This is a genomic window from Streptomyces phaeofaciens (assembly GCF_014648915.1).
In the GTDB taxonomy this organism is placed as follows: Bacteria; Actinomycetota; Actinomycetes; order Streptomycetales; family Streptomycetaceae; genus Streptomyces; species Streptomyces phaeofaciens.
Map to the genome: position 1 here is coordinate 147399 of NZ_BMSA01000004.1, position 20547 is coordinate 167945.

15 protein-coding genes are annotated in these 20547 nt (G+C 72.3%); 5 read left to right on the forward strand and 10 right to left on the reverse strand.

The window, feature by feature from the left end:
• Positions 1-15: 15 nt before the first annotated feature.
• The 4 genes from IE275_RS10375 to IE275_RS10390 are packed head-to-tail and all read right to left on the reverse strand — an operon-like array spanning position 16 to position 4510.
• Positions 16-939 (reverse strand): carbohydrate ABC transporter permease, encoded by a 924-nt coding sequence (locus IE275_RS10375; RefSeq protein ID WP_189710071.1) that lies wholly within the window; start codon positions 937-939, stop codon positions 16-18.
• Positions 936-1913: a carbohydrate ABC transporter permease gene (locus IE275_RS10380; protein WP_189710073.1), complete on the reverse strand. Its 978-nt coding sequence runs from the start codon at positions 1911-1913 to the stop codon at positions 936-938. The genes IE275_RS10375 and IE275_RS10380 overlap by 4 nt, the downstream gene beginning before the upstream one ends.
• 22 nt (positions 1914-1935) lie before the next feature.
• On the reverse strand, positions 1936-3249 hold the full coding sequence (locus IE275_RS10385) for an ABC transporter substrate-binding protein (RefSeq protein WP_189710075.1): 1314 nt from the start codon (positions 3247-3249) through the stop codon (positions 1936-1938).
• A gap of 16 nt (positions 3250-3265) precedes the next feature.
• A complete protein-coding gene (locus tag IE275_RS10390; RefSeq protein WP_189710077.1) occupies positions 3266-4510 on the reverse strand; it encodes an ROK family transcriptional regulator in 1245 nt (414 codons plus the stop codon).
• Positions 4511-4688: 178 nt separating this feature from the next.
• Between IE275_RS10390 and IE275_RS10395 the strand changes: the two genes are divergently transcribed.
• Complete coding sequence (locus IE275_RS10395) at positions 4689-6821, forward strand: alpha-galactosidase (protein ID WP_189710079.1); 2133 nt, start codon at positions 4689-4691, stop codon at positions 6819-6821.
• A gap of 198 nt (positions 6822-7019) precedes the next feature.
• Positions 7020-8501, forward strand: a complete 1482-nt coding sequence (locus tag IE275_RS10400; RefSeq protein WP_373299196.1) for a hypothetical protein — start codon at positions 7020-7022, stop codon at positions 8499-8501.
• Positions 8502-8532: 31 nt separating this feature from the next.
• Here the strand turns inward: IE275_RS10400 and IE275_RS10405 are convergent, their stop codons facing one another.
• Positions 8533-11196 (reverse strand): SpoIIE family protein phosphatase, encoded by a 2664-nt coding sequence (locus tag IE275_RS10405; protein ID WP_189710081.1) that lies wholly within the window; start codon positions 11194-11196, stop codon positions 8533-8535.
• 170 nt (positions 11197-11366) lie between these two features.
• On the reverse strand, positions 11367-11852 hold the full coding sequence (locus IE275_RS10410) for a carboxymuconolactone decarboxylase family protein (protein WP_189710083.1): 486 nt from the start codon (positions 11850-11852) through the stop codon (positions 11367-11369).
• Positions 11853-12046: 194 nt separating this feature from the next.
• On the opposite strand from IE275_RS10410, the gene IE275_RS10415 reads away from it, so the two are divergent.
• Entirely contained in the window at positions 12047-12991 is a 945-nt protein-coding gene (locus IE275_RS10415; RefSeq protein ID WP_189710085.1) for an RNA polymerase sigma-70 factor, read from the forward strand.
• Positions 12992-13054: 63 nt separating this feature from the next.
• Here IE275_RS10415 and IE275_RS10420 read toward each other — a convergent pair whose 3' ends face one another.
• The 3 genes from IE275_RS10420 to IE275_RS10430 form a co-directional block, all read right to left on the reverse strand.
• Entirely contained in the window at positions 13055-15424 is a 2370-nt protein-coding gene (locus tag IE275_RS10420) for a glycoside hydrolase family 65 protein (RefSeq protein WP_189710087.1), read from the reverse strand.
• Positions 15425-15452: 28 nt separating this feature from the next.
• Entirely contained in the window at positions 15453-16259 is an 807-nt protein-coding gene (locus tag IE275_RS10425) for an HAD family hydrolase (RefSeq protein ID WP_189710089.1), read from the reverse strand.
• Between the two features lie 207 nt (positions 16260-16466).
• A complete protein-coding gene (locus IE275_RS10430; protein WP_189710091.1) occupies positions 16467-18185 on the reverse strand; it encodes a GAF domain-containing sensor histidine kinase in 1719 nt (572 codons plus the stop codon).
• A 440-nt stretch (positions 18186-18625) separates the two neighbouring features.
• Between IE275_RS10430 and IE275_RS10435 the strand changes: the two genes are divergently transcribed.
• Together IE275_RS10435 and IE275_RS10440 are read left to right on the forward strand one after the other, a co-directional pair.
• Positions 18626-19123 (forward strand): pyridoxamine 5'-phosphate oxidase family protein, encoded by a 498-nt coding sequence (locus IE275_RS10435; protein WP_189710500.1) that lies wholly within the window; start codon positions 18626-18628, stop codon positions 19121-19123.
• Positions 19124-19278: 155 nt separating this feature from the next.
• The gene (locus IE275_RS10440) at positions 19279-19938 is read left to right on the forward strand and encodes a maltokinase N-terminal cap-like domain-containing protein (protein ID WP_189710093.1); all 660 of its coding nucleotides are present in this window, start codon (positions 19279-19281) and stop codon (positions 19936-19938) included.
• Between the two features lie 121 nt (positions 19939-20059).
• On the opposite strand, the gene IE275_RS10445 is transcribed toward IE275_RS10440, so the two are convergent.
• On the reverse strand, positions 20060-20500 hold the full coding sequence (locus tag IE275_RS10445; protein WP_189710095.1) for a pyridoxamine 5'-phosphate oxidase family protein: 441 nt from the start codon (positions 20498-20500) through the stop codon (positions 20060-20062).
• Positions 20501-20547: the final 47 nt, after the last annotated feature.

A 20547-nucleotide genomic window follows, 5' to 3' on the forward strand; every position in this document is an offset into this window, starting at 1 on the left:
TGTCGGGGGGGCGGCTCAGCCCTTGCCGGAGCCGATGGTGAGACCGCTGATGAACTGCCGTTGGAGCGCGAAGTACACCAGCAGCGTGGGGATCGCGGTCATCAGGGCGCCGGCCGCGATCAGATTGGGGTTGGTGAAGTACTGGCCCTGGAGGTTGGCCAGCGCGGAGGTGACGGGACGCTTGTCGCCGGTCTCGATCAGGGTGAGGGGCCAGAAGAAGTCGTTGTAGATCCAGATCGACTCCAGCGTGGCCAGTGCGGCGAACGCCGGGCGGCACAGCGGGAGGATGATCTGGAAGAACTGCCGCCACACCTGCGCGCCGTCGACGACCGCGGCCTCGGAGATCTCCTTGGGGATCGTCTTCATGTAGTTGCTGAGGACGAAGGTGCAGAAGCCGCACTGGTAGGCGATGTGGATGGCGATGATGCCCCAGGCCGAGTTGTACAGCAGGAACGAGTCGCTCATCCATCCCGGTAGCGGGACGAGCAGGTACAGCCGGTACAGCGGAGTGACGAGGACCTGGGCGGGCAGCAGGTTGCCCGCGGTGAACAGCATCAGCAGGGCCAGGTTGAAGCGGAAGTCGAAGCGGGAGACGTGGAAGGCGACCGCCGCGGAGAACAGGAGGGTGCCCAGGACCGCGGGGACGGTGATCAGTACCGAGTTGAGGAAGAAGTGCGGCATGCCCGACTGCGTCCAGGCGTCGGTGAAGTTCTCCGGCCCGATGCTGTGCGGCCAGGAGAAGTATCCGTGCCGCGCGGTGTCGTCGTAGGACCGCAGCGAGGTGTAGACGGCCCAGAGCAGCGGGACGAGCCAGAGCAGGGAGACGCCCGCGAGGAAGAGATGCCGGCCGAGGTTGCGCGGCGGGCGGGACGGGCCGTGCGGCGGGGGCCGGCGAGCCGTGCGCGGGCGGGACGGCGGCCGGACGGCGGTCGTGGTCACCGGTCCTCCTTGCGGAAGGTCTGGACGAGGAAGGTGCCGATGGCGGCCAGGGAGACCAGGAGGAGGACGACGGCGAGCGCGGATCCGTAGCCGATGTGACTGGACTCGCCGATGATGTTGTCGGTGATCAGCAGGGAGAGGAGTTCCATCCCCGGCTTGCTGCCGACGCCGCCGCCCAGGACGTAGACGATGTCGAAGGCGCGCAGCGACTCCATGACGGTCACGACGAGGATGATGATGTTGACCGGTTTCAGGGCCGGGAAGGTGACCCGCAGGAATGTCTGGCGGCCGTTGGCCCCGTCGAGCGCGGCGGCCTCCTTCAGGGCCGGGTCGAAGCCCTTCAGGCCGGCCAGGTAGAGGATCATGATGTAGCCGGTGTGACGCCAGCCGGACGCGATGAGCACGGCCCACAGGTTGAGGTCGGGGTCGCCCAGCCAGTCGATGTGGTGGGCCGAACCGGCCGCCCGGAGCGCGCTGTCGAGCAGGCCGGTGTCGGGGTTGTAGATGATCTCCCAGATGAAGCCGACGACGGCGAGGGAGAGGACCATCGGCAGGAAGATCGCGGTCTGGTAGATCTTGGTGAAGCGGATCTTCTTGTCGAGCTGGTAGGCGAGGAGGATGCCGAACGGGGTGGGCAGCAGGGCGGTGAACAGCAGCCAGATCAGGTTGTTCCGCACCGCGGGCCAGAAGGGCGGGTAGTTGGTGAAGATCTCGGTGTAGTTGCCGAGGCCGGTCCAGTGGATGTCACCGAGATCGATGCCGTCCCAGGTGGTGAAGGACAGGGCGATCGAGGTGAACGCGGGGAGCCAGACGAAGACCAGCAGCGCCAGGAGCGGCAGGCCGATGAACGCCGACAGGAAGACACGGTCGCCGGTGCTCAGCCGGCCGGGGCGGTACGGCGCGGAGGGGGCGGAGAGTGCGGAGGGGGCCGGGGATGCGGCGGGGGCCGGGGGTGCGGAGGGTTCGGAAGACACGGTGAGGCCTTTCCGGTCCGGGTCAGGCCGAGAAGAAGCGTGCGCGCTGCGACTCGATCCGCTTCAGGGCCGCCGCCCCGTCGTCGGGGTGGCCGAGCCACTGGGTGAGGCCTGGCAGGACGACGGTGGAGATGAAGCCGGGGTCGCTGTCGCGGTCCGCGAACTGGCTGATGTGCCGGGCGGAGCCGATGAGTTCGGCGGACTTCTTCTGCAGGGCGTTGTAGGAGCCGGTGGCCGCCCGCGCGTTGACGGCGAGATTGCTGGGGTCGACGCCCATGTAGAGCTCTTCGGCCCGGGCGCCGCCGAGGAACTCCAGGAACTTCCTGGCACCGTCCTCGTTCCTGGGCTCTCGGCTGAGCATGAACCCGTCGGTGGGCGCCTCCACGGCGTCCTGTCCGTGGGCCGGGTCGATTTCGGGGAAGGGGAAGAAGTCGATGTCGGCGCGTATCTTCTCGTCGGTGATCTGCTGGCCGAGGAAGAGGCCGATGACGGCCATGCCGGACTTCTTGTCGACCAGTGACTGCGCGGCGTCCTGCCAGGAGCGGCCGCCGGCCCCGCTCTGCTGATAGGGGGTCACCTCCCGCCAGAGGTCGAGGACGCGGGCCGTGCGCCTGTCGGTCCAGGAGACCTCACCGCGCATCAACTGCATATGGAAGTCGTAGCCGTTGGCGCGGAGGTCGAGGTAGTCGAAGGTGCCGAGGACGGACCAGCTGTCGCCGCCGCCGTAGCCGGAGGCGATCGGGGACAGGCCGTCCTTCTTCATCCGCTTGGCCAGGGCGGTGAACTCGTCCCAGGTCTTGGGGACTTGGTAGCCGCGCTCCTGGAAGAGGCTCTTGCGGTGGAAGACCGCCCATGGGTAGTTGTACAGCGGGACGAAGTAGTACGTGCCGTCCTCGCCGCGGGAGAGCTGCTTGGTGGCTTCGCCGAAGCCCGCGCCGATGGTGTCCCACACGTCGTCGACCGGGGCGCACAGGCCCTTCTTGGCGAAGTACTGCATGCGGTAGCCCGCGAACCAGGTGAAGACGTCGTCCGGGGTGCCCTGGAGGTAGCTGGTGATGCTCTTCTGGAAGGTGTCGTGGTCGACGGTGTTGGTCTTCACCTTCAGACCCGAGTCCTGGGTGAAGCTCTTGGTCACGGCCGCGTAGGCGGACTTGGGGGTGGCGTCGGCACCGTTGGAGCCGAAGGTGACCGTCTTCGGGTCGGCCGCCGCTCCCCCGCCGCAGGCGGTGAGGAGCGGTGCGGCCAGGGCGGCGGCCCCGGCTCCGAAGAGACCACCGACGACTGAGCGACGGCCGGGACCACGCGCAGCCAGGGGGATGCGGCTCTGCTGCGTCATTGCTGCTCCTCGTGCGCTAGGGGGTGTCTTGTGGATCAGGCCGGCTCGAGGCGACGGTGCCTTGAAGCCTGGCCGAGCGGGGTCGTGGGGGCACGTCTGATCCGATGAAGGACTGGATGGCGGTGGCGGCGGCCCCGCGGGCCCACTCCTCGAACGGCAGCGGGCGGGTGCGCACGTCGCAGCGGGCGGCGGAGCCGAAGGCGGTGGCGGTGAACGCGTCGCGGATCTGTTCGGCGAACAGGTCGTAGGCGGCCAGGCCCTCGCCGGAGATGATCACTCGTTCGGGGCCGAGCAGGTTGGCCACGGTGGCGATGCCGCGGCCGATCGCCGCGCCCGCCTCCGCGTACGCCTGGCGGGCCGCCGCGTCGCCCCGGCGGGCGAGGTCGACGGCGGCGATGCTGTCGGGGACCTCGATGCCGGTCGCCGCGCGGATCCGGGCGAGGATGGCCCCGTCGGCGGCGATGGCCTCGACGCAGCCCCGGTTGCCGCAGTGGCAGACGGGCCCGGCCGGGTCGACCGGGACATGGCCGATCTCGCCGGCCACTCCATGGGCTCCGGCGACCACGCGGCCGTGCACCACCAGGCCGCACCCGATGCCCGCGCCGACCGTCACGACGGCGAAGTCGGACAGCCCCACCCCGTCGCCGAACCACTGCTCGGCCACCGTCAGCGCGCGTACGTCGTTGTCGACGGTGACCGGCAACCCGGTGGTCGTGGCGGCGAGTTCGGCGAGCGGGACATCGCGCCAGTCCAGGAAGGGCGAGTAGCGCACGGATCCCTCCGCCCGGTCGACGTCCCCGGAGACCGCGACACCGAGACCCTGGACCCGCACACCCAAGCCGTCCGCCTCGGTGAGCAGTTCCTGGGTCAGATCGGCGATCGCCGTGAGCACGGCCGGGGGGGTGCGCCGGGCCAGGGGTACCCGGCGGGCGACACGGATGCGGCAGCACAGATCGGTGAGCACGCCGATGATCTCGTCGCCGGTGACCTTGACCCCGACGAACAGTGCGCGTCCCCCGTCGACCCGCACCAGGTTGGCGGGCCGCCCGAGTGCGGGGGGCGCCTCCTGGTCCGCGTCCTCCACCAGGTATCCGGCCTCGATGAGCGGACGAACGGCCTTGGTGACGGCGGCCGCCGACAGTCCGGCCCGACGGGCCACCTCCAGGCGGGTGAGGGGGCCGTGGGACAGGACCGTGGTGAAGATCTGCGAGGTGGCCGGCGTGTTCGCCGGGAACGTCTCGGCACGGTGGGTCGAGGGCATGGCCGGGAACCTATGCCCCTTATTTTCTGCTGTCAATGAATAAAACAAGATCTGCTAGACGCTCGACCTGACGGCCTCGATGACGAGTAAATGCAAGCCACACATGGGTACTTGACACACGATCAAAGGCGGCGCTTGGCTCTGTTCAGCATCCGCCGACGCCCGAACGAGAGGCCCCATGCCGCCCATCTCGCACTCGCCGGACACCGCGCTCTGGCTGCTGACCACCCCGCACACGTCGTACGCCCTGCGCATCGACGACACCGGTGCGCCCTGTCACCTCGCCTGGGGGGCACGGTTGACCCTGGCGGAGGCGGAGGCACTCGTGACACCCGCCGGGCGGCCGGCCAGCAGCTTCGAGGGACGGCCGCCGGTGGGCGAGGAGCTTCCGGTCGACGGCGGCACGCGGTACGGCCCGCCCTCCCTCCAGGTGCGCCACGCGGACGGCTCACGCGGCTTCGCCTGGCAGCCCCTCGGCCATCAGGTCCTGCGGCCCGCGCCCGGCGGCCACGAACTGGTCCTGCGTTTCCGGGACAGCCTCTGCCCGCTGTACGTCTCGCTGCACTACCTCGTACGCGACGACACGGACGTGATCGAACGCCGGACCGTGCTCCGCAACGCCGGGGACGAGCCACTGGAGCTGCTGCGCGCCGACTCCGCCGCCTGGACCCTGCCGCCCCTGCACGACTACCGGCTGAGCCATGTCACGGGCCAGTGGTCCGCCGAGAGCCAACTGCGCCGCGACCGGCTTCCGTACGGTGAGACCGTGCTGACCAGCCGACGCGGTGTCACCAGCCACCACGCCAACCCGTGGGTCATGCTGGACGCGGGCGACGCCACCGAGGACCACGGCCAGGTGTGGAGTGCCGCCCTCGCCTGGAGCGGCAGCTGGCGCCTGACCGTGCAGCGCACCCCCGACGGACGGTCGGGCGTGACCGCGGGCGTCGGCCACGAGGGCACCTGCGTCCCGCTCGCCCCGGGCGAGGAGTTCACCACGCCGGCCTTCGCCGGGCTGTACGCGGCCGACGGCTTCGGCGCCGCCAGCCGGGCATGGCACGCCTACACGCGGACCCATGTCATGCCGCACGCGCGGGAGACGGCCCCCGTGCTCTACAACTCCTGGGAGGCCACCGGCTTCGACGTCGACGAGGCGAGCCAGAAGGCGCTCGCCGAGCGGGCCGCCGCCCTGGGTGTCGAGCTCTACGTCGTGGACGACGGCTGGTTCGGCGCCCGCCGCAGCGACCGCGCGGGCCTCGGCGACTGGACCCCGGCACCGGAACGCTTTCCGGCGGGGCTCGGCCCACTCGCCGACGCCGTCCACCGGCTCGGCATGCGGTTCGGCATCTGGGTCGAGCCGGAGATGGTCAACCCGGACAGCGACCTCTACCGCGCGCACCCCGACTGGGTCCTGCATGTGCCCGGCCGCCGTCGCACCGAGCTGCGCAACCAACTCGTCCTCAACTTCGCCCGCGACGACGTCGCCGACTGGGCCCACGACTGGCTCACCCGGCTGGTCGCCGACCACGGGATCGACTTCCTCAAGTGGGACATGAACCGCGCGTTCGGCGAGGCCGGCTGGCCCGGCCGGCACGACGGCAACGACCGGCTGTGGACGCGGTACGTGACGAACCTGTACGACGTCATCGACCGGCTGCGCGCGGACCATCCGCCGCTGCGCATCGAGACGTGCAGCGGGGGCGGCGGCCGGGTCGACCTCGGCATCCTCGCCCGCACCGACCAGGCATGGGTGTCCGACAACACCGACGCCGTGGACCGCCTCGCCATCCAGCACGGCTTCGGCCAGATCTATCCGCCGCGGGCCATGTCCGCCTGGGTGACCGACGTTCCCCACCAGCTGACCGGGCACTCGGTGCCCCTGCGCTTCCGGTTCCACTCGGCGATGTCCGGCCTGCTGGGCATCGGCGGCGACCTCACCCGCTGGTCCGAGGAGGAACTCGCCGAGGGCGCCGCGCTGGTGGCCGAGTACAAGCGGGTGCGCCATCTCGTGCAGCGCGGCGACCTGTACCGGCTGACCGAACCGCTCGGCGACGAGCCGACGGTCGTGCAGTATCTGGCCCCCGACGCGGGCGAACTCCTTGTTCTCGCCTGGCGGCGCGGACCACGCCACGGCAGCCCCCGGATCCCGGTCCGGCTGCGCGGGCTGACACCCGGCGCCCGGTACCGGGACGCAGGGACCGGCGTCGTGCACCACGCCACCCACCTCACGGCGTACGGCCTGTCCCTCGACCTGCCGGCCGGCGACTGGACCAGCACCGCCCTGCACCTGGTGCGCCTGGGGCCGGGCGAATGAGCCGGCGGCGGCCGACCCCGCGTGCGGGCGGGCCGCCGCCCTGTCCGGGCACCTGGTGCGGAGGCGCGAACGGCCGGGCCCCGGCCGGGTTCCGACCAATATGAATTCAATTCCCGTGGCATTCAGATACCCGGTGGGGCCTGCCTAGCATCGAGCCCTCCGCGCGACGGGCGCGCCTGGACATCAGGAGAAACCCTCATGGAAATGCCGCCGAGAACGCCATGGTTCAGCCGGCTTCGGCCTCTGCCGGGTGGCCGCGGGCGCGCGGCCGTGGCGGGCGGGATCGGTGTGGTCGTGGCCGCCGCGCTCGCCCTGCCCACACCCACCGCCACCGCTGCCGTCGAGGCTGCCGACGCGCCGGTGGCCGTGCCGTGTCCGGCGAACCTGGTGGACAAGGCGACCTGTTACACCGGGCGGAGCACGGACGGCGCGTACTACGCGATCGCCGTCCCCAGGACCTGGAACGGCTCCTTGGTGATGCACGCGCACGGCGGCCCCGACCTGGGTGCGGAATCCGATCCCGAGCGCAGTGTCGGCGACCTGGAACGCTGGTCCGTCATGGTGGACCAGGGCTATGCCTGGGCCGGTTCGTCCTATCGACGGGGCGGTTACGGCACACGGATGGCGGCCGCCGACGTGGAGAGCCTGCGCCGCCTGTTCGTGCGGGAGTTCCGTGAGCCGAAACGGACGTACGTGCACGGCCAGTCGTGGGGCGGGAACGTCGCCGCGAAGGTCGTGGAGGTCTACGGTGCCGACCGGCACGGCCCGTACGACGGCGCGCTGCTCACCAACGGCGTGCTCGGCGGCGGCTCCCGGGGCTACGACTACCGGGTGGACCTGCGCGTGGTCTACCAGTACTACTGCCGGAATCACCCGCGGCCGACCGAGGTCCAGTACCCGCTGTGGCAGGGGCTGCGCGAGGGCTCGACGATGACGACGGCCGGACTGCGCGCCCGGCTCCAGGAGTGCACCGGGTTCTCCTCACCGCCCGCGGAGCGCACGGCACTTCAGCAGCGCAACCTCGACGACATCCTCGCCGTCACCAAGATCCCGGAGCGGACCCTGGAGTCGCACCTGCGGTTCGCCACCTTCACCTTCCGCGACATCGTGCACACCCGGCTCAACGGGCGGAACCCGTTCTCCGACGAGGGCGTCGTCTACTCCGGATCCCATGACGACGCCGCCCTCAACGCCGGCGTGCAGCGTTTCTCGGCCGACCCCACCGCCGTGCGCGACCTGTCCTACGACAGCGACCCGACCGGCAAGGTCTCCCTCCCCGTCCTCACCCTCCACGCCATCGACGACCCGACGGCGTTCGTCGAGCACGAGGCCGCCTACCGGGCCTCCCTGCGCGGCGCGAAGCGGGACGAGCACCTCGTGCAGACCTTCACCGACGAGCACGAGCACAGCGGACTGAGCACGGCCGAGTACGCCAACTCCCTCGCGGCCCTGGACCGCTGGGTGCGCGGCGGGAAGAAGCCGACCCCGGCCTCGATCGCGGCGTCCTGCCCCGCCTTCGACGCCACGTACGGCACCGGCTGCTTCTACGAGCCGGCCTTCGTGCCCGGGCCCTACGCCTCGCGCGTCGAGTCGCGTCCCGGCGGCCTGGCCTGGCCGGCGCTGACCGCGAAGCAGGAGCGGGAGTGGAGCCGGGTGCCGGGCGTGGGCATCGCGCCCTGAGCCACACCCGCCGCACCTGGCCGGGGACACGTCATGGGCTCGCCGGAAGGTGCTGCTCGGTCCAGATGACCTTCCCTGAGGGTGTGTAGCGGGTGCCCCAGCGGTCCGCGAACTGGGCCACCAGGAAGAGGCCACGGCCGCCCTCGTCCATGCTGGTGGCCCGGCGCAGATGCGGGGCCACGCTGCTGCCGTCGGACACCTCGCAGATGAGGCTGCGGTCGCGGATCAGGCGGACGACGATGGGGCCGCGCGCGTACCGGATCGCGTTGGTCACCAGTTCGCTGAGGATCAGTTCGAGGGTGAACGCCTCCTCCTCCAGGCCCCAGTCGTGCACCGTCCGGCCGGCCGCGGATCGCACGCCGGCCACGGCCGAGGGGTCGCAGGCCACGTCCCAGGACGCCGTACGGTCGCTGTCGAGCAGCCGGGTGCGCGCGACCAGCAGGGCCACGTCGTCGGGCGGCGGCGCCGACAGCAGGGTGTCCATCACGGCCCGGCACATCTGCTCCGGAGTCCGCCCGGCGTGCGCGACCGCGCGGCGCAGCAGCTCGATGCCCTCGTCGATGTCACGTCGGCGGCGCTCCACGAGGCCGTCGGTGTACAGCACGATGCTGCTGTTCTCGGGCAGGACGAGCTCCGCCTTCTCGTACGGCAGCCCCCCGAGTCCCAGCGGCGGGCCGGTGGGTACCCCGGCCGGCTCCGCGCGGCCGTCCGGGTACACGACGAGGGGTTCCAGGTGGCCGGCCCGGGCCATGGTGCACAGGCGCGAGACCGGGTCGTAGACGGCGTAGACGCAGGTGGCGCCCGTGACGGTCGGGGCTTCGCCGCTGTCCTCCAGGTCCTGGTCGATGCGGCTGACGAGTTCGTCCAGGTACCAGAGCAGTTCGTCGGGGGGCAGGTCGAGGGCGGAGAAGTTGTGGACGGCGGTCCGCAGCTGCCCCATGGTGGCGGCCGCGCGCAGGCCGTGCCCGACGACATCGCCGACGACGATGGCGACGCGGGCGCCCGGCAGGGGGATGACGTCGAACCAGTCGCCACCGACACCGCCGAGCCCCGCCTCCGCCGGCAGGTAGCGGTGAGCCACCTCCACCGCGCTCTGGCCGGGAAGCACATGTGGCAGCAGGCTGCGCTGGAGGGCCACGGCCATGGTGTGCTCGCGGGTGAAGCGGCGGGCGTTGTCGATGCTGACGGCGGAGCGGGCGACGAGTTCCTCCGCGACGGAGAGGTCCTCCGTCGTGAAGGGCTCGGGCTCTCGCGAGCGCCAGAAGGTCACCACACCGAGCGTCACCCCGCGGGCCCGGAGCGGAGCCGCGATCATGGAGTGGATGCCGTAGGACACCAGTCTGCGCGCCCGGTCGGGGTCCTGTGCCTGCCAGCCGGAGAACGCGGCCATGTCGGATTCCAGCACCAGCTTCCCGGTTCCGAATCCGGCGGCCTGCGGAGTAGACGGGACGAAGTGGATCAGCGCACCGGGGGGATACAGCGGGCTCTCGCGGACGCCGTGCAGGGCGACGCGCCGCAGTTCCGTCACGCTCAGCAGGTTCGGTTCGTCACCTTGCAGCACGGCGTCGGCCAGGTCGACGGTGACGTAGTCGGCGAACCGCGGGACGGCGAACTCGGCCAGTTCCTCGGCCGTGCGGGTCACGTCGAGCGTGGTGCCGATGCGCACTCCGGCGTCGTACAGCAGCTTGAGGCGTTCCTGGACGACCTCGACGCGCCCCATGAGCACACTGAGTTCCGTGGTGTCGCGGAGGGTGGCGACCGTGCCGCCCGGTCCGGCCTGCCGTGTCATGGGGCGGTGGCTGACGGCCAGCAGCCGGTCACCGACCTTGACCACCTGGTCCGTGGCCTCCGTGCCGGACAGCAGCAGCGTCTCGGCCTGCGGTTCGAGTCCCAGACTGCCGACGGTACGGCCCTCCGCGTCGGCCCCGAGCCGGAGCAGGCGCCGTGCTTCGTCGTTGGCCAGGAGCAGCCGGCCCTGGGCGTCGATGACGAGCACGCCTTCACGCACCGAGTGCAGAACGGCGTCGTGGTGCTCGTACATGCGCGTCATCTGCGCCGGGCCGAGGCCGTGCGTCTGACGGCGCAGGCGTCCGCTGATCCAGGCGGTTCCCCCGGTGGCGGCCGCGAGGACCAGCCCGGCCGCCGCCAGCACGAGCGGCAGTTGCCGTTCGGCCGCCACGCTGACCTGCTTGACCGTGATGCCCGCGGCGACCAGCCCGACGACCTTGCCGTCCGTACCGATGACGGGGACGACGGCCCGCACGGAGCGGCCCAGCGTGCCCGTGGTCGTCTCGGTGACGATGCCACCGCGCTGTGCCGCCGCGATGCTGCCGATGTAGTGCCGGCCGATCTGGGCGGGGTTCGGATGGGTGTAGCGGATGCCCTGCGGGCTCATCACCACGACGAAATCCACCCGGGAGCGCTGCCGGGTCTCCTCGGCCTGCGGCTGCAGCACGACGGTGGGATCCGCCTCGGTCAGCGCCTGCTTGACCGAGGGCGACGAGGCGACGGCCGTGGCCACCGCGAGTGAGCGGTTGCGGGCCTCACGGTCGGCGTCGGTCCGGGACTGGAGCAGCAGGGCCACGACCGCGGCCACCACGAGGACCAGGGCGATGAAGACCTGGAGGATGAACACCTGGCCGGCGACCGTGCGCAGCCCCGACCAGGACCGCGCACGCCCCGGCAACCGGTCCATGCCTCTATCTAACATCGTCCCGATCGTGCCCTCACCCGGGATCGGCGGACCGACGGGTCCGGGCGGCGGCGCCGAACCGGCGGGCGGCCGGCCGAGGAGTTCCCGCAGATCTTCACCGACCCGGGCGGCATGGTTGAGCGGCCCCGACCCGGCCGGGCTTCGCGTGCCGGTCAGTCCGTCATGCCGGTGAACATCCCGGGCTCGTAGCCACCTCCGGGGTTGTTCAGGATCACGCCGAACCGGTTCGACGCGTTGATCATGGCGACCACGGAGACCAGCGCGGCTATCTGGTCGTCGTCGTAGTGCTTGCGCACCTGGGCCCAGGTCTCGTCGGACACGCCGTCGTGGGCGTCGGCCAGCCGGGTGCCCTCCTCGGTGAGCGCCAGTGCGGCCCGCTCGGCCTCGGTGAACACGGTCGAATGGCGCCAGGCGGCGACCAGGTGGAGCCGGGCCGAGGTCTCGCCGGCCCTCGCGGCCTCCTTGGTGTGGATGTCGACACAGAAGCCGCAGCCGTTGATCTGGCTGGCGCGGAGGCTGACCAGCTCCTGGGTGGTCTTGGGCAGCGACGACTGCTCGATCACCAGGCTGACGGCGTAGGTCCGCTTGGCGATCTTGGTGCCGAACTCGTTGGCGATCAGGTCGAAACGGGGTTCCATGTCTTCGTCCTCACTCGTGGTCCTGTGTGCCGCGCGGATCGTCCGTGCGGCGTCCTGACGACCACGAGATGCCGGCGCCCCGGTCCCTGTGACAGGGCCGGCCATGTGACGAGCGGCACAACGACTCGACGTCACAGAACGTCCGCGGCCGGTGTCCTGTGGGCGACACCGTCGAGAGCGCGGAGGAATCACCCATGACCGGCGCAGCGGACACCGCACCCGAGGGCCGCGGCGGGAGCAGGAGCCGGGGCAGGCGCCCGGACCCCGCCACCGAGGCGTTCGTCGCCCACCGCAACCTGCTGTTCACCGTCGCCTACGAGATGCTCGGGTCCGTCACCGACGCCGAGGACGTCCTCCAGGAGACCTGGCTGCGCTGGGCGGAGGTCGACCTGGACGCCGTACTGAACCGGCGCGCGTACCTGATCCGGATCACCACCCGCCAGGCGCTGATCCGGCTGCGTACGCTCGGGCGCCGCAGGGAGTCCTACGTCGGCCCGTGGCTGCCGGAGCCGCTGCTGACCGCGCCCGACGTGGCCGAGGACGTCGAGCTGGCCGACAGCGTCTCGATGGCGATGCTGCTGGTGCTGGAGACGCTCACGCCGACCGAGCGGGCGGTGTTCGTCCTGCGCGAGGTCTTCGAGGTCGGCTACGACGAGATCGCCGAGGCCGTCGACAAGAGCCCGGCGGCGGTCCGCCAGATCGCCCACCGGGCACGGTCCCACGTCGCCGCCCGCCGCCCGCGCGCGGGCGTCTCCCCGGCCGAGACCCGCGCCGCGCTCGAGGCGTTCCGGCGCGCGGTCGAAACGGGTGATCTTCAGACCCTGCTCGACATCCTCGCGCCGGACGTCGTCCTCCTGGGCGACGGCGGCGGGGTCGTGGAAGCGACGCCTGCGCCCGTCGTGGGAGCCGCCACGGTGGCCTCCCTGCTGGCCGCCTCCCGGCTGGGCGCCGTGGCCGCCGAGACACCGTTGCGAGCGGCACAGGTCAATGGGTGGCCGGCGCTGGTCCTCCGCGTCGACGGCGAGATCGACACCGTCGTCGCGGTGCGCGTCGACGACGGCCTCATCACCGGGCTCTACGCCGTGCGCAACCCCGAGAAGCTGTCGCACATGGAGCGGGAGACCGCCCTGCACCGCTGAGCCCACGGCGCGGCGGCAGACCGGGGCGGTCGGGTCGCCGGTCGCGCGAGGACCTCGGTCTCCTCACCCCGGGAGAACGAGCCGGCAGGTCTCGCCCGGCTCGACGCGGACCGCGCGGTCGGGCAGCCGGATGTCGATCGGTGAACGGTCGGACGGCGGCACCGTGACCTCCAGCCGTCCGGGCTCCAGCCGCAGCCGGACACCCCAGTGCCCCTGGTAGCGCAGCGAGAAGCCGTAGGACGACAGCTCCGGCAGCGGCACCGGATCGAGCCACAGCGCGCCGTCCCGGGTCTCCAGTCCCGTCAGGCCGCGCTGGACGAGGTCGAGTGTGCCGGCCATGGCGCCCAGGTGGACGCCCTCGCCCGTGGTGCCGCCCTGGAGGTCCGCGATGTCGCCGCGCAGGGCTTCCTGGCAGTACGTCCACGCCTCGGCGCGGCGGGCCCGGGCCAGCACCCAGCCGTGGACCAGGCCGCTGAGGGTCGAGCCGTGGCTGGTGCGGTGCAGGTAGTGGTCGACGGTGCGCAGCCAGAGCTCGTCGTCGAGCCGGTGGCCCAGCCTGCCGAAGAGGTCCTGGAGTTCGGCGGGTGAGAAGAGGTAGCCGAGCATCAGGACGTCGGCCTGTTTGGACGCCTTGTAGCGGTTGACCGTGTCGCCCTCGGCCTCCAGGATCCGGTCCAGCCGCCGGATGTCGCCGTACTGCCGCCGGTGCCCCTCCCAGTCCAGCTCGGCGAGGTCGCCGTAGCCCTCGAACTGGCTGATGACGCCGTCGTGGAAGGGCACGTGGAGCGTGCGCGAGACGTCCTCCCACTGTTCGAGTTCGCCGTCGTCCAGTCCGGTGCGCTCGGCGAGTTCGCGCCGCCGGGGTTCCGGCAGGGTCCGCAGCACGTCCAGGGCGCGGGCGAGCACCCAGGCGGCGGTGACATTGGTGTACGCGTTGTCGTCGAGTCCGGGGTGTGGCGCGTCCGGATACGCGTCGTGATACTCGTCGGGGCCCATCACGCCCCGGATGCGGTGCCGGCCCAGTCCCTCGTCCCAGGTGGCCGAGTCCGCCCAGAAGCGGGCGATCTGGAGCAGCATCTCGGCGCCCCTGGTGTGCAGGAACTCGGTGTCCCCGCTCGCCTCGCAGTACTGCCACACGTTGTACGCCACCGCGGAGCCGACGTGCCGCTGGAGCCGCGAGTGGTCCGGCAGCCAACGGCCCGAGCGCGGATTGAGATGCACCTCCTGCGACTCCTCGCGTCCGTCGCTGCCGCTCTGCCACGGGTACAGCGCGCCGCGCCGGCCGACCGCGCGGGCCGTGGCACGGGCCTGGTCGAGGCGGCGGTGCCGGTAGCGGAGCAGCGCGCGGGACACCTCCGGGAAGTGCAGGTCGAGGTACGGCAGCACGAACAGCTCGTCCCAGAAGACATGGCCGCGGTACGCCTCACCGTGCAGGCCCCGGGCCGGGACGCCGACGTCGAGGTCCGCCGTGTGCGGGGAGAGCGTCTGCAGGACGTGGAAGAGGTGCAGGCGCAGGATGCGGCCCGCCTCCCCGGGGACGTCCAGTTCGGCCCGCCGCCACAGCTGGTCCCAGGCCGTCAGGTGCGAGTCGAGCAGTTCGTCGAAGGCGGGCGCCGCGCCGACCCGGTCGATCGCGGCGTCCAGCGGGTCGCTGATGGCGGGATCGCGGGAGGTGTGCAGGGCGACGGTCTTGTCGACGGTGACGGTACGGCCGGGCGGCAGCCGCAGGCGCACCCGCTGGCCGGCCCGCGACGCCTCGCGCCAGGTGGTGACCGGCGCGTCGGCGGTCAGCCGGGCCGCCATGCCGATGCGGATGTCGGAGGTGCGGGTCCGGCAGCGCAGCCACACCGTGCCCGGCTCGACCGTTCCGGTGTGCATCCGGGTGAGGTGGCGGCCGTCGAGGTCCCGGTAGCGCGGTACGCCGGCGTTGGTGACCCCGCCGTCCAGCGCGGCCTCGACGTCGAGGTCCCCGGTGAAGCCCTCGGCCGTGAACTCGGTGCGCAGGGCCGCCAGATGGGGTTCGGCCATGTGCACCAGGCGCTGCTGCCGCACGGACAGCACCCGGTCCGCGCCGAGGGTGTACCGCGTCCGGCGCTCCAGCAGCCCCGAGTCCAGGTGCAGCGCCTGGCCGTGTTCCGCCACCCGCGCGGTGTCGGGGGTCAGCCACTGCCCGTCGGCGGGACGGAACCGCAGCGGCAGCCAGTTCGGCAGGTTGACCAGGTCCTCGTTCTCCACCCGGCGCCCCGCGACGTCCGTGGTGAGCCGGTCGTAGCAGCCGGCCGCGTACGTGCCGGGGTAGTGCACCTCGTCGGCGGCGCACTCCGGCAACGCCCCGCGGGTGGCGAAGTAGCCGTTGCCCAGCGTGCACAGCGACTCGCGCAGCCGCTCGTCGGCGGGCTCGTAGCCGTCGTACTCCCACGTCCAGCCCGTCACCGGCGTGTCCTCTCGTCCGTCCGGCCCGTCACCGCCGTGTCCCGTCGTCGAGCAGCTCCGCGAGATCCGTGACGACGATGTCGGCGCCGTGCCGGAGAAGTCTCGGCCGGGTGTCCGGGCCAGCGGTCCGGTCCACGCCGACGACGAGGGCGAATCCGCCGCTGCGGCCCGCTTCGACGCCCGCCAGGGCGTCCTCCACGACGGCGGCCCGGGCGGGCGGAACGCCGAGCCGACGGGCGGCTTCGAGGAAGAGGTCGGGCCGCGGCTTGCCGCCGAGCCCCAGGCGGGCCGCCTCGCCGCCGTCGACCAGGGCGTCGAAGAGGTCCAGCGCGCCCGCCCCGGTGAGCAGCTCGGCGGCGTGCCGCGACGCGGAGGCCGCCGCGACCGCGATCCCCGCGCCGCGCAGGGCGCGCACCAGACGCAGCGTGCCCGGATACGCGTCGACGCCCCGCTCGCGGAGCCGCTCGGTGAACAGTCGCTCCTTGTGGTCCGCCACGGCGCTCACGGTCGCCGGTGCCGGTTCGAACCCGCGCGATGCCAGGAACGCGGCGGCACCGTCGAGCCGGGACCTGCCGTCCACGTACCGCAGGTAGTCGTCGGCGTCGAAGGGCCGCGGTGGGCTGGGGGCCTCGGGCGGCGCCCCGGGCGGGGCCTTGGACGCACGCTCGGGCGGCTGCTGGGGCGGGTGCTCGGCCAGGAACGCGTCGAAGGCGGTCTTCCAGGCGGCCGCGTGCACGCGCGCCGAGTCGGTGATCACCCCGTCGGTGTCGAACACGACTGCGCCGAGGCCCCTGAGCGCGGGGGTGAGCACGTCACGGGACCGGGCGGCCGTCATCGCTCCTCCTCGGAGTGCGGGTGACTGCATTCGGCTGTGGGCGACTGCGGGTGACTGCCGGCGACCGCGTTCGAGTGCCGGTGACTACAACGGTCACACCGTCCCCGGGACGACCGCCACCGGACAGCCCTCCGGCGCCTGCGGCTCGTACGCCCCGGGGCCGCCGCTCCGGGGCCGCTCCGGGGCCGCCCCGGGACGCCTCCCCCGCTACGCCTTGCGCAACGGCACCCGCCACAGCAGCGTGGTGCCGCCGCCCTCGGGCTCCCCCAGCTCCAGCCGGCCGCCCGACCGCTCGGCCCGTTCCGCCATGTTGCGCAGCCCGCTGCGGCGGCCGCCGGCCGGAATGCCCACGCCGTCGTCGGTGACCGACAGGCGTACCTCCCGTCCGTCCGTGGCCAGGACCACCTCGGCCCGTCGGGCACGGGCGTGCCGGGCGATGTTGGTCAGGGCCTCGGAGAGCACGGCCACCACGTCGTCGGCGGTCTCCTTGGGCACATCGGTGTCCAGCAGGCCTTCCATCCGCACGCTGGGGGCGAAGCCCAGGACGGGCGCCGCGTCCCCGACCACGCGTACGGCGCGGGCTCGCAGCCCCGCCTCGCCGGCGCCCTCACGGGTGCGCAGGCCGAAGATCGTCGACCTGATGATCTTGATGGTCTCGTCGAGATCGTCCACCGCACGCGCCACGCGCTCGGAGGCCTCCGCGTGCTCGATGAAACGGCCCGCGCTCTGCAAGGTCATCCCGGTGGCGAACAACCGCTGGATCGCCAGATCGTGCAGGTCACGGGCGATCCGGTCGCGGTCCTCGAGCACCGCGATCTGCTGCGCGTCCTGACGGCGTTCCGCCAGCTCCATCGCGACGGCGGCCTGGGCGGCGAACGCCTGCAACGTCTCGGTCTCCGTCGCCGAGAACGCCGGCCGACCGACTTCTCGCGCCAGCAGGACCACGCCTCGGGGACCCGCCTCGCCCGTGCCGATGGGCACGGCCACGGCCGGGCCGAGCCCGCCGAAGCGCGGCGGCTCCAGCGAGATCCTTCCGTCGTGGGCGGCGTCCTCGCTGGTCACCGGCGCCGCGCCGGAGAAGGCCAGTCCCATCAGGCTCCGGTCCATGGACAGGACGAGACCGCGGTGCGCGTCGGCGTCCATCCCGACGGCGATCTCCACGGCGAGCGAACCCGTGTCCTCCATGGGCACCGCGACCGCCGCCAGGGCCGAGCCGGTGATCTCACCGGCCCGCTCGGCGATCAGACCGAGGACGTCGGTACGCGCCCCGCCGGACATCAGGCTGTGGGTGATCTCGGCGTTCGCCCGCAGCCAGCGCTCACGCAGCCGGGACTCGGCGTACAGCCGGGCGTTGTCGATCGCGACTCCGGCCGCCACGGCCAGCGTGAGCGTGACCGAGACGTCCTCCTCGTCGAACTGCGCGCCACCCCGCTTCTCGGTCAGGTACAGGTTGCCGAAGACCTGGTCGCGCACCCTGATCGGGACGCCGAGGAAGGTGTTCATCGGCGGGTGGTGGGGCGGGAAGCCGTACGAGGACGGGTGCTCCGAGATCTTGGACAGGCGCAGCGGCTCGGGATGACGGATCAGCTCGCCCAGGATGCCGTGGCCCTCCGGATACGGACCGATCCGGGCGACCTCCTCCTCGCTGACCCCGACCGTGTGGAAGGCCGACAGCCGCCTGCCGTCCGGGCCGATCACACCCAGCGCCGCGTACTGCGCGTCGACGAGCAACGCGGCGGCCTCCACGATGCTGCGCAGGGCCTGCTCCAGATCCAGCTCCCGGCCGACCGACAGCACCGCCTCCAGCAGGCTGTGCACCCGGTCGCGGGTGCCGCGGGCCGCGTCCAGCCGCGCCTGAAGCTCCTCCAGCAGCTCGTCCAGCCTCAGCTGAGGCAGCCGTACCCGGGCCTCCTCGCGGCTTCCCACCCGCACTCCTCCAGCTCCCTCGACGTACGGACGACCACCGGTCCGATCATGTGCCACGGTAGTGCGCGGCCGGGGGACGCGGTAGCGCGCCGGGGCGGGCCCGGCCGGGGGGCGACCGGATCGGGCCGGATCGTCGGGGTTGCCGGGCCGGATCGCCGGGGTCGCCGTCCGCGCACGAGGGACCTCCGGCCCCGGGGAAGGGGACCATCGGCATCTGGCGGGACGGCGGCGTCCGGGGCAGAGTGGCACCAGGAGCGGCACCGATCCCCCGCGGTGTCGCTCCGCCCGTGCGGCCGCGCGGTCACCCGCGTGAGGCGAGGGACCACCGGACGCCGACCGGGGCCGAGCGGCCCTGGCGCCGAGGCGTCCCGTGCCGTTCGAATGGCCGGGTCGGGCCCAGGCATGGCTGCGGGAGGCGGAGAACGGTGAGTGACTCAACGATGCGGACGCCCGCCACGGCCGGCGACGACGACCCGTCGAACCCGTCGAACCCGTCGAACCCTTCGGAACCGCACTGGAGTGTCGAGTTGGAGGGCGCGGAGGCGTTGCGGCTCCTGGGCGGCGTGTCCCTGGGCCGGATCGTCTTCACCCGGCACGCGCTGCCGACCGTCCGCCCGGTCAACCATGTCCTGGTCGACGGCGACATCGTCATCCGCACCCACGGTGACGCCGCGCTGACCCGGTACACGCGCCGGACCGGGAGTGAGGGAGCCGTCGTCGCCTACGAGGCCGACGACATCGACCCGGACACCCACCTCGGCTGGAGCGTGGTGGTCACGGGCTATGCGCGGCTGGTCACGGATCCACGGGAACTGGCCGACTACCGGGCCCTGTTGCGCCCCTGGGGCACGCAACGGATGGATCACGCCGTCCGCATCCACCCCGATCTGGTCACCGGGGTCCGCCTGACGGCCCACGATCCCTCCCTGTCCGCCTGACGACCACCGGAGCCTGCCTCCTGCCTCACGGCTGGGCTCCCGGCTCGTGGCTTCTGGCTCGCGGATCTTGTATGCCGGAAATCCGTCGCTGCCGGCGCCGCCCGGATGCGAGGGTGAGCGGGCTCGCGTCCGCTCAGGGAAAGAGATCCTCCGGCATGGCCGTCATCCACCGCACCGTCCTCACGCCGTCCAAGCTCGAACTGCTCACCTCCTGGCTGCCGTCCCGGCCGTGGTACCGAGGCGGCGGCGGTGCACCGCGGTTGGCGAAGGCCGGCGGCTTCCGGCTGGACGACCCGCGCGGCGACGTCGGGATCGAGTTCATGGTGGTCACCGATGCCTCCGGCCCTCACCCGATCGCCTACCTGCTGCCCCTCACCTACCGCGGTGCCCCGCTGGAAGGGGCGGAGCACGCTCTCGTCGGCACCATGGAGCACGGGGTGCTGGGACGGCGCTGGGCCTACGACGGCTGCCACGACCCCGTGTCGGTCGCCCAGTTGGTGGCCCTGATCGAGGGCCGGGTGCGGGCGCAGGACCAGAACATCAGCGACGCCCCCGACCGGGAGGTCATCGCCTCCTGCACCGTCGAGGGCCCCCTCTCCACGGACTTCACGGCCGACGACGACCGTGAAGGCACCGAACTGACCATGCCGCACGGCACGACCCTCCGGCTGCACCGGGTCCTGTCGCCCGCCCCGGACGGCGCGTCGCTCTCCCCGCGGGGAGCGATCGGCCACGTCACCGGCTCCTGGCAGCTGCCGGCCGGCACCCGTGCCCGTGGGGTGTTCGCCGTGCTGCACGCCGGGACGCCGGCGTAGGGACGTCGAGCACCGCTCACGGCCGGTCGCACGCGAACACGCGGCGGGACGCCTGGGGGATGCCTGGGCGAACGCCTGACCGGACACCGAACGGCCCTTGCCGCAAGGGCCGTTCAGCCGTTCAGAGCCGGAAGCGCACGCCGTCCTGGGCGCGTCCGCCGACGAGTTCGCGTCCGGTGATCAGCTCCGGCTCGATGCGTACGAAGACCTCCTGGGGTACCGGTACCCAGGACCGCGGCCCGGTGCGCAGGAGCCGTGCGTGCTCGGTGGGGTCGGTCACCACGGTGGCCGCTCCGGTGACCACGACGCTCCAGCCGGACCGCGTGGCCGCGTCGACCTCGTCGGCCTCGAAGGCGACCACCGCGCCGCCGATCGCGCTGACCAGCTGCGAGGTGGCCGACGTGCGCACCAGGACCGCGCCGTCCTGGTCCAGGGCGAAGTTGACCGGCAGCACGGCGGGCAGCGCCTGCCGTGTGTACACGATGCGCCCCACCGGCACCTTGGCCAGCAGGCGCGCGCACTCCTGCCGGCCGAGTTCGCGGAATCCGTCGTCGGTGTACATCTGCCTTCTCGTCTCCCACCCGGCTCCCTGAGCACGGTCTCCCGGGC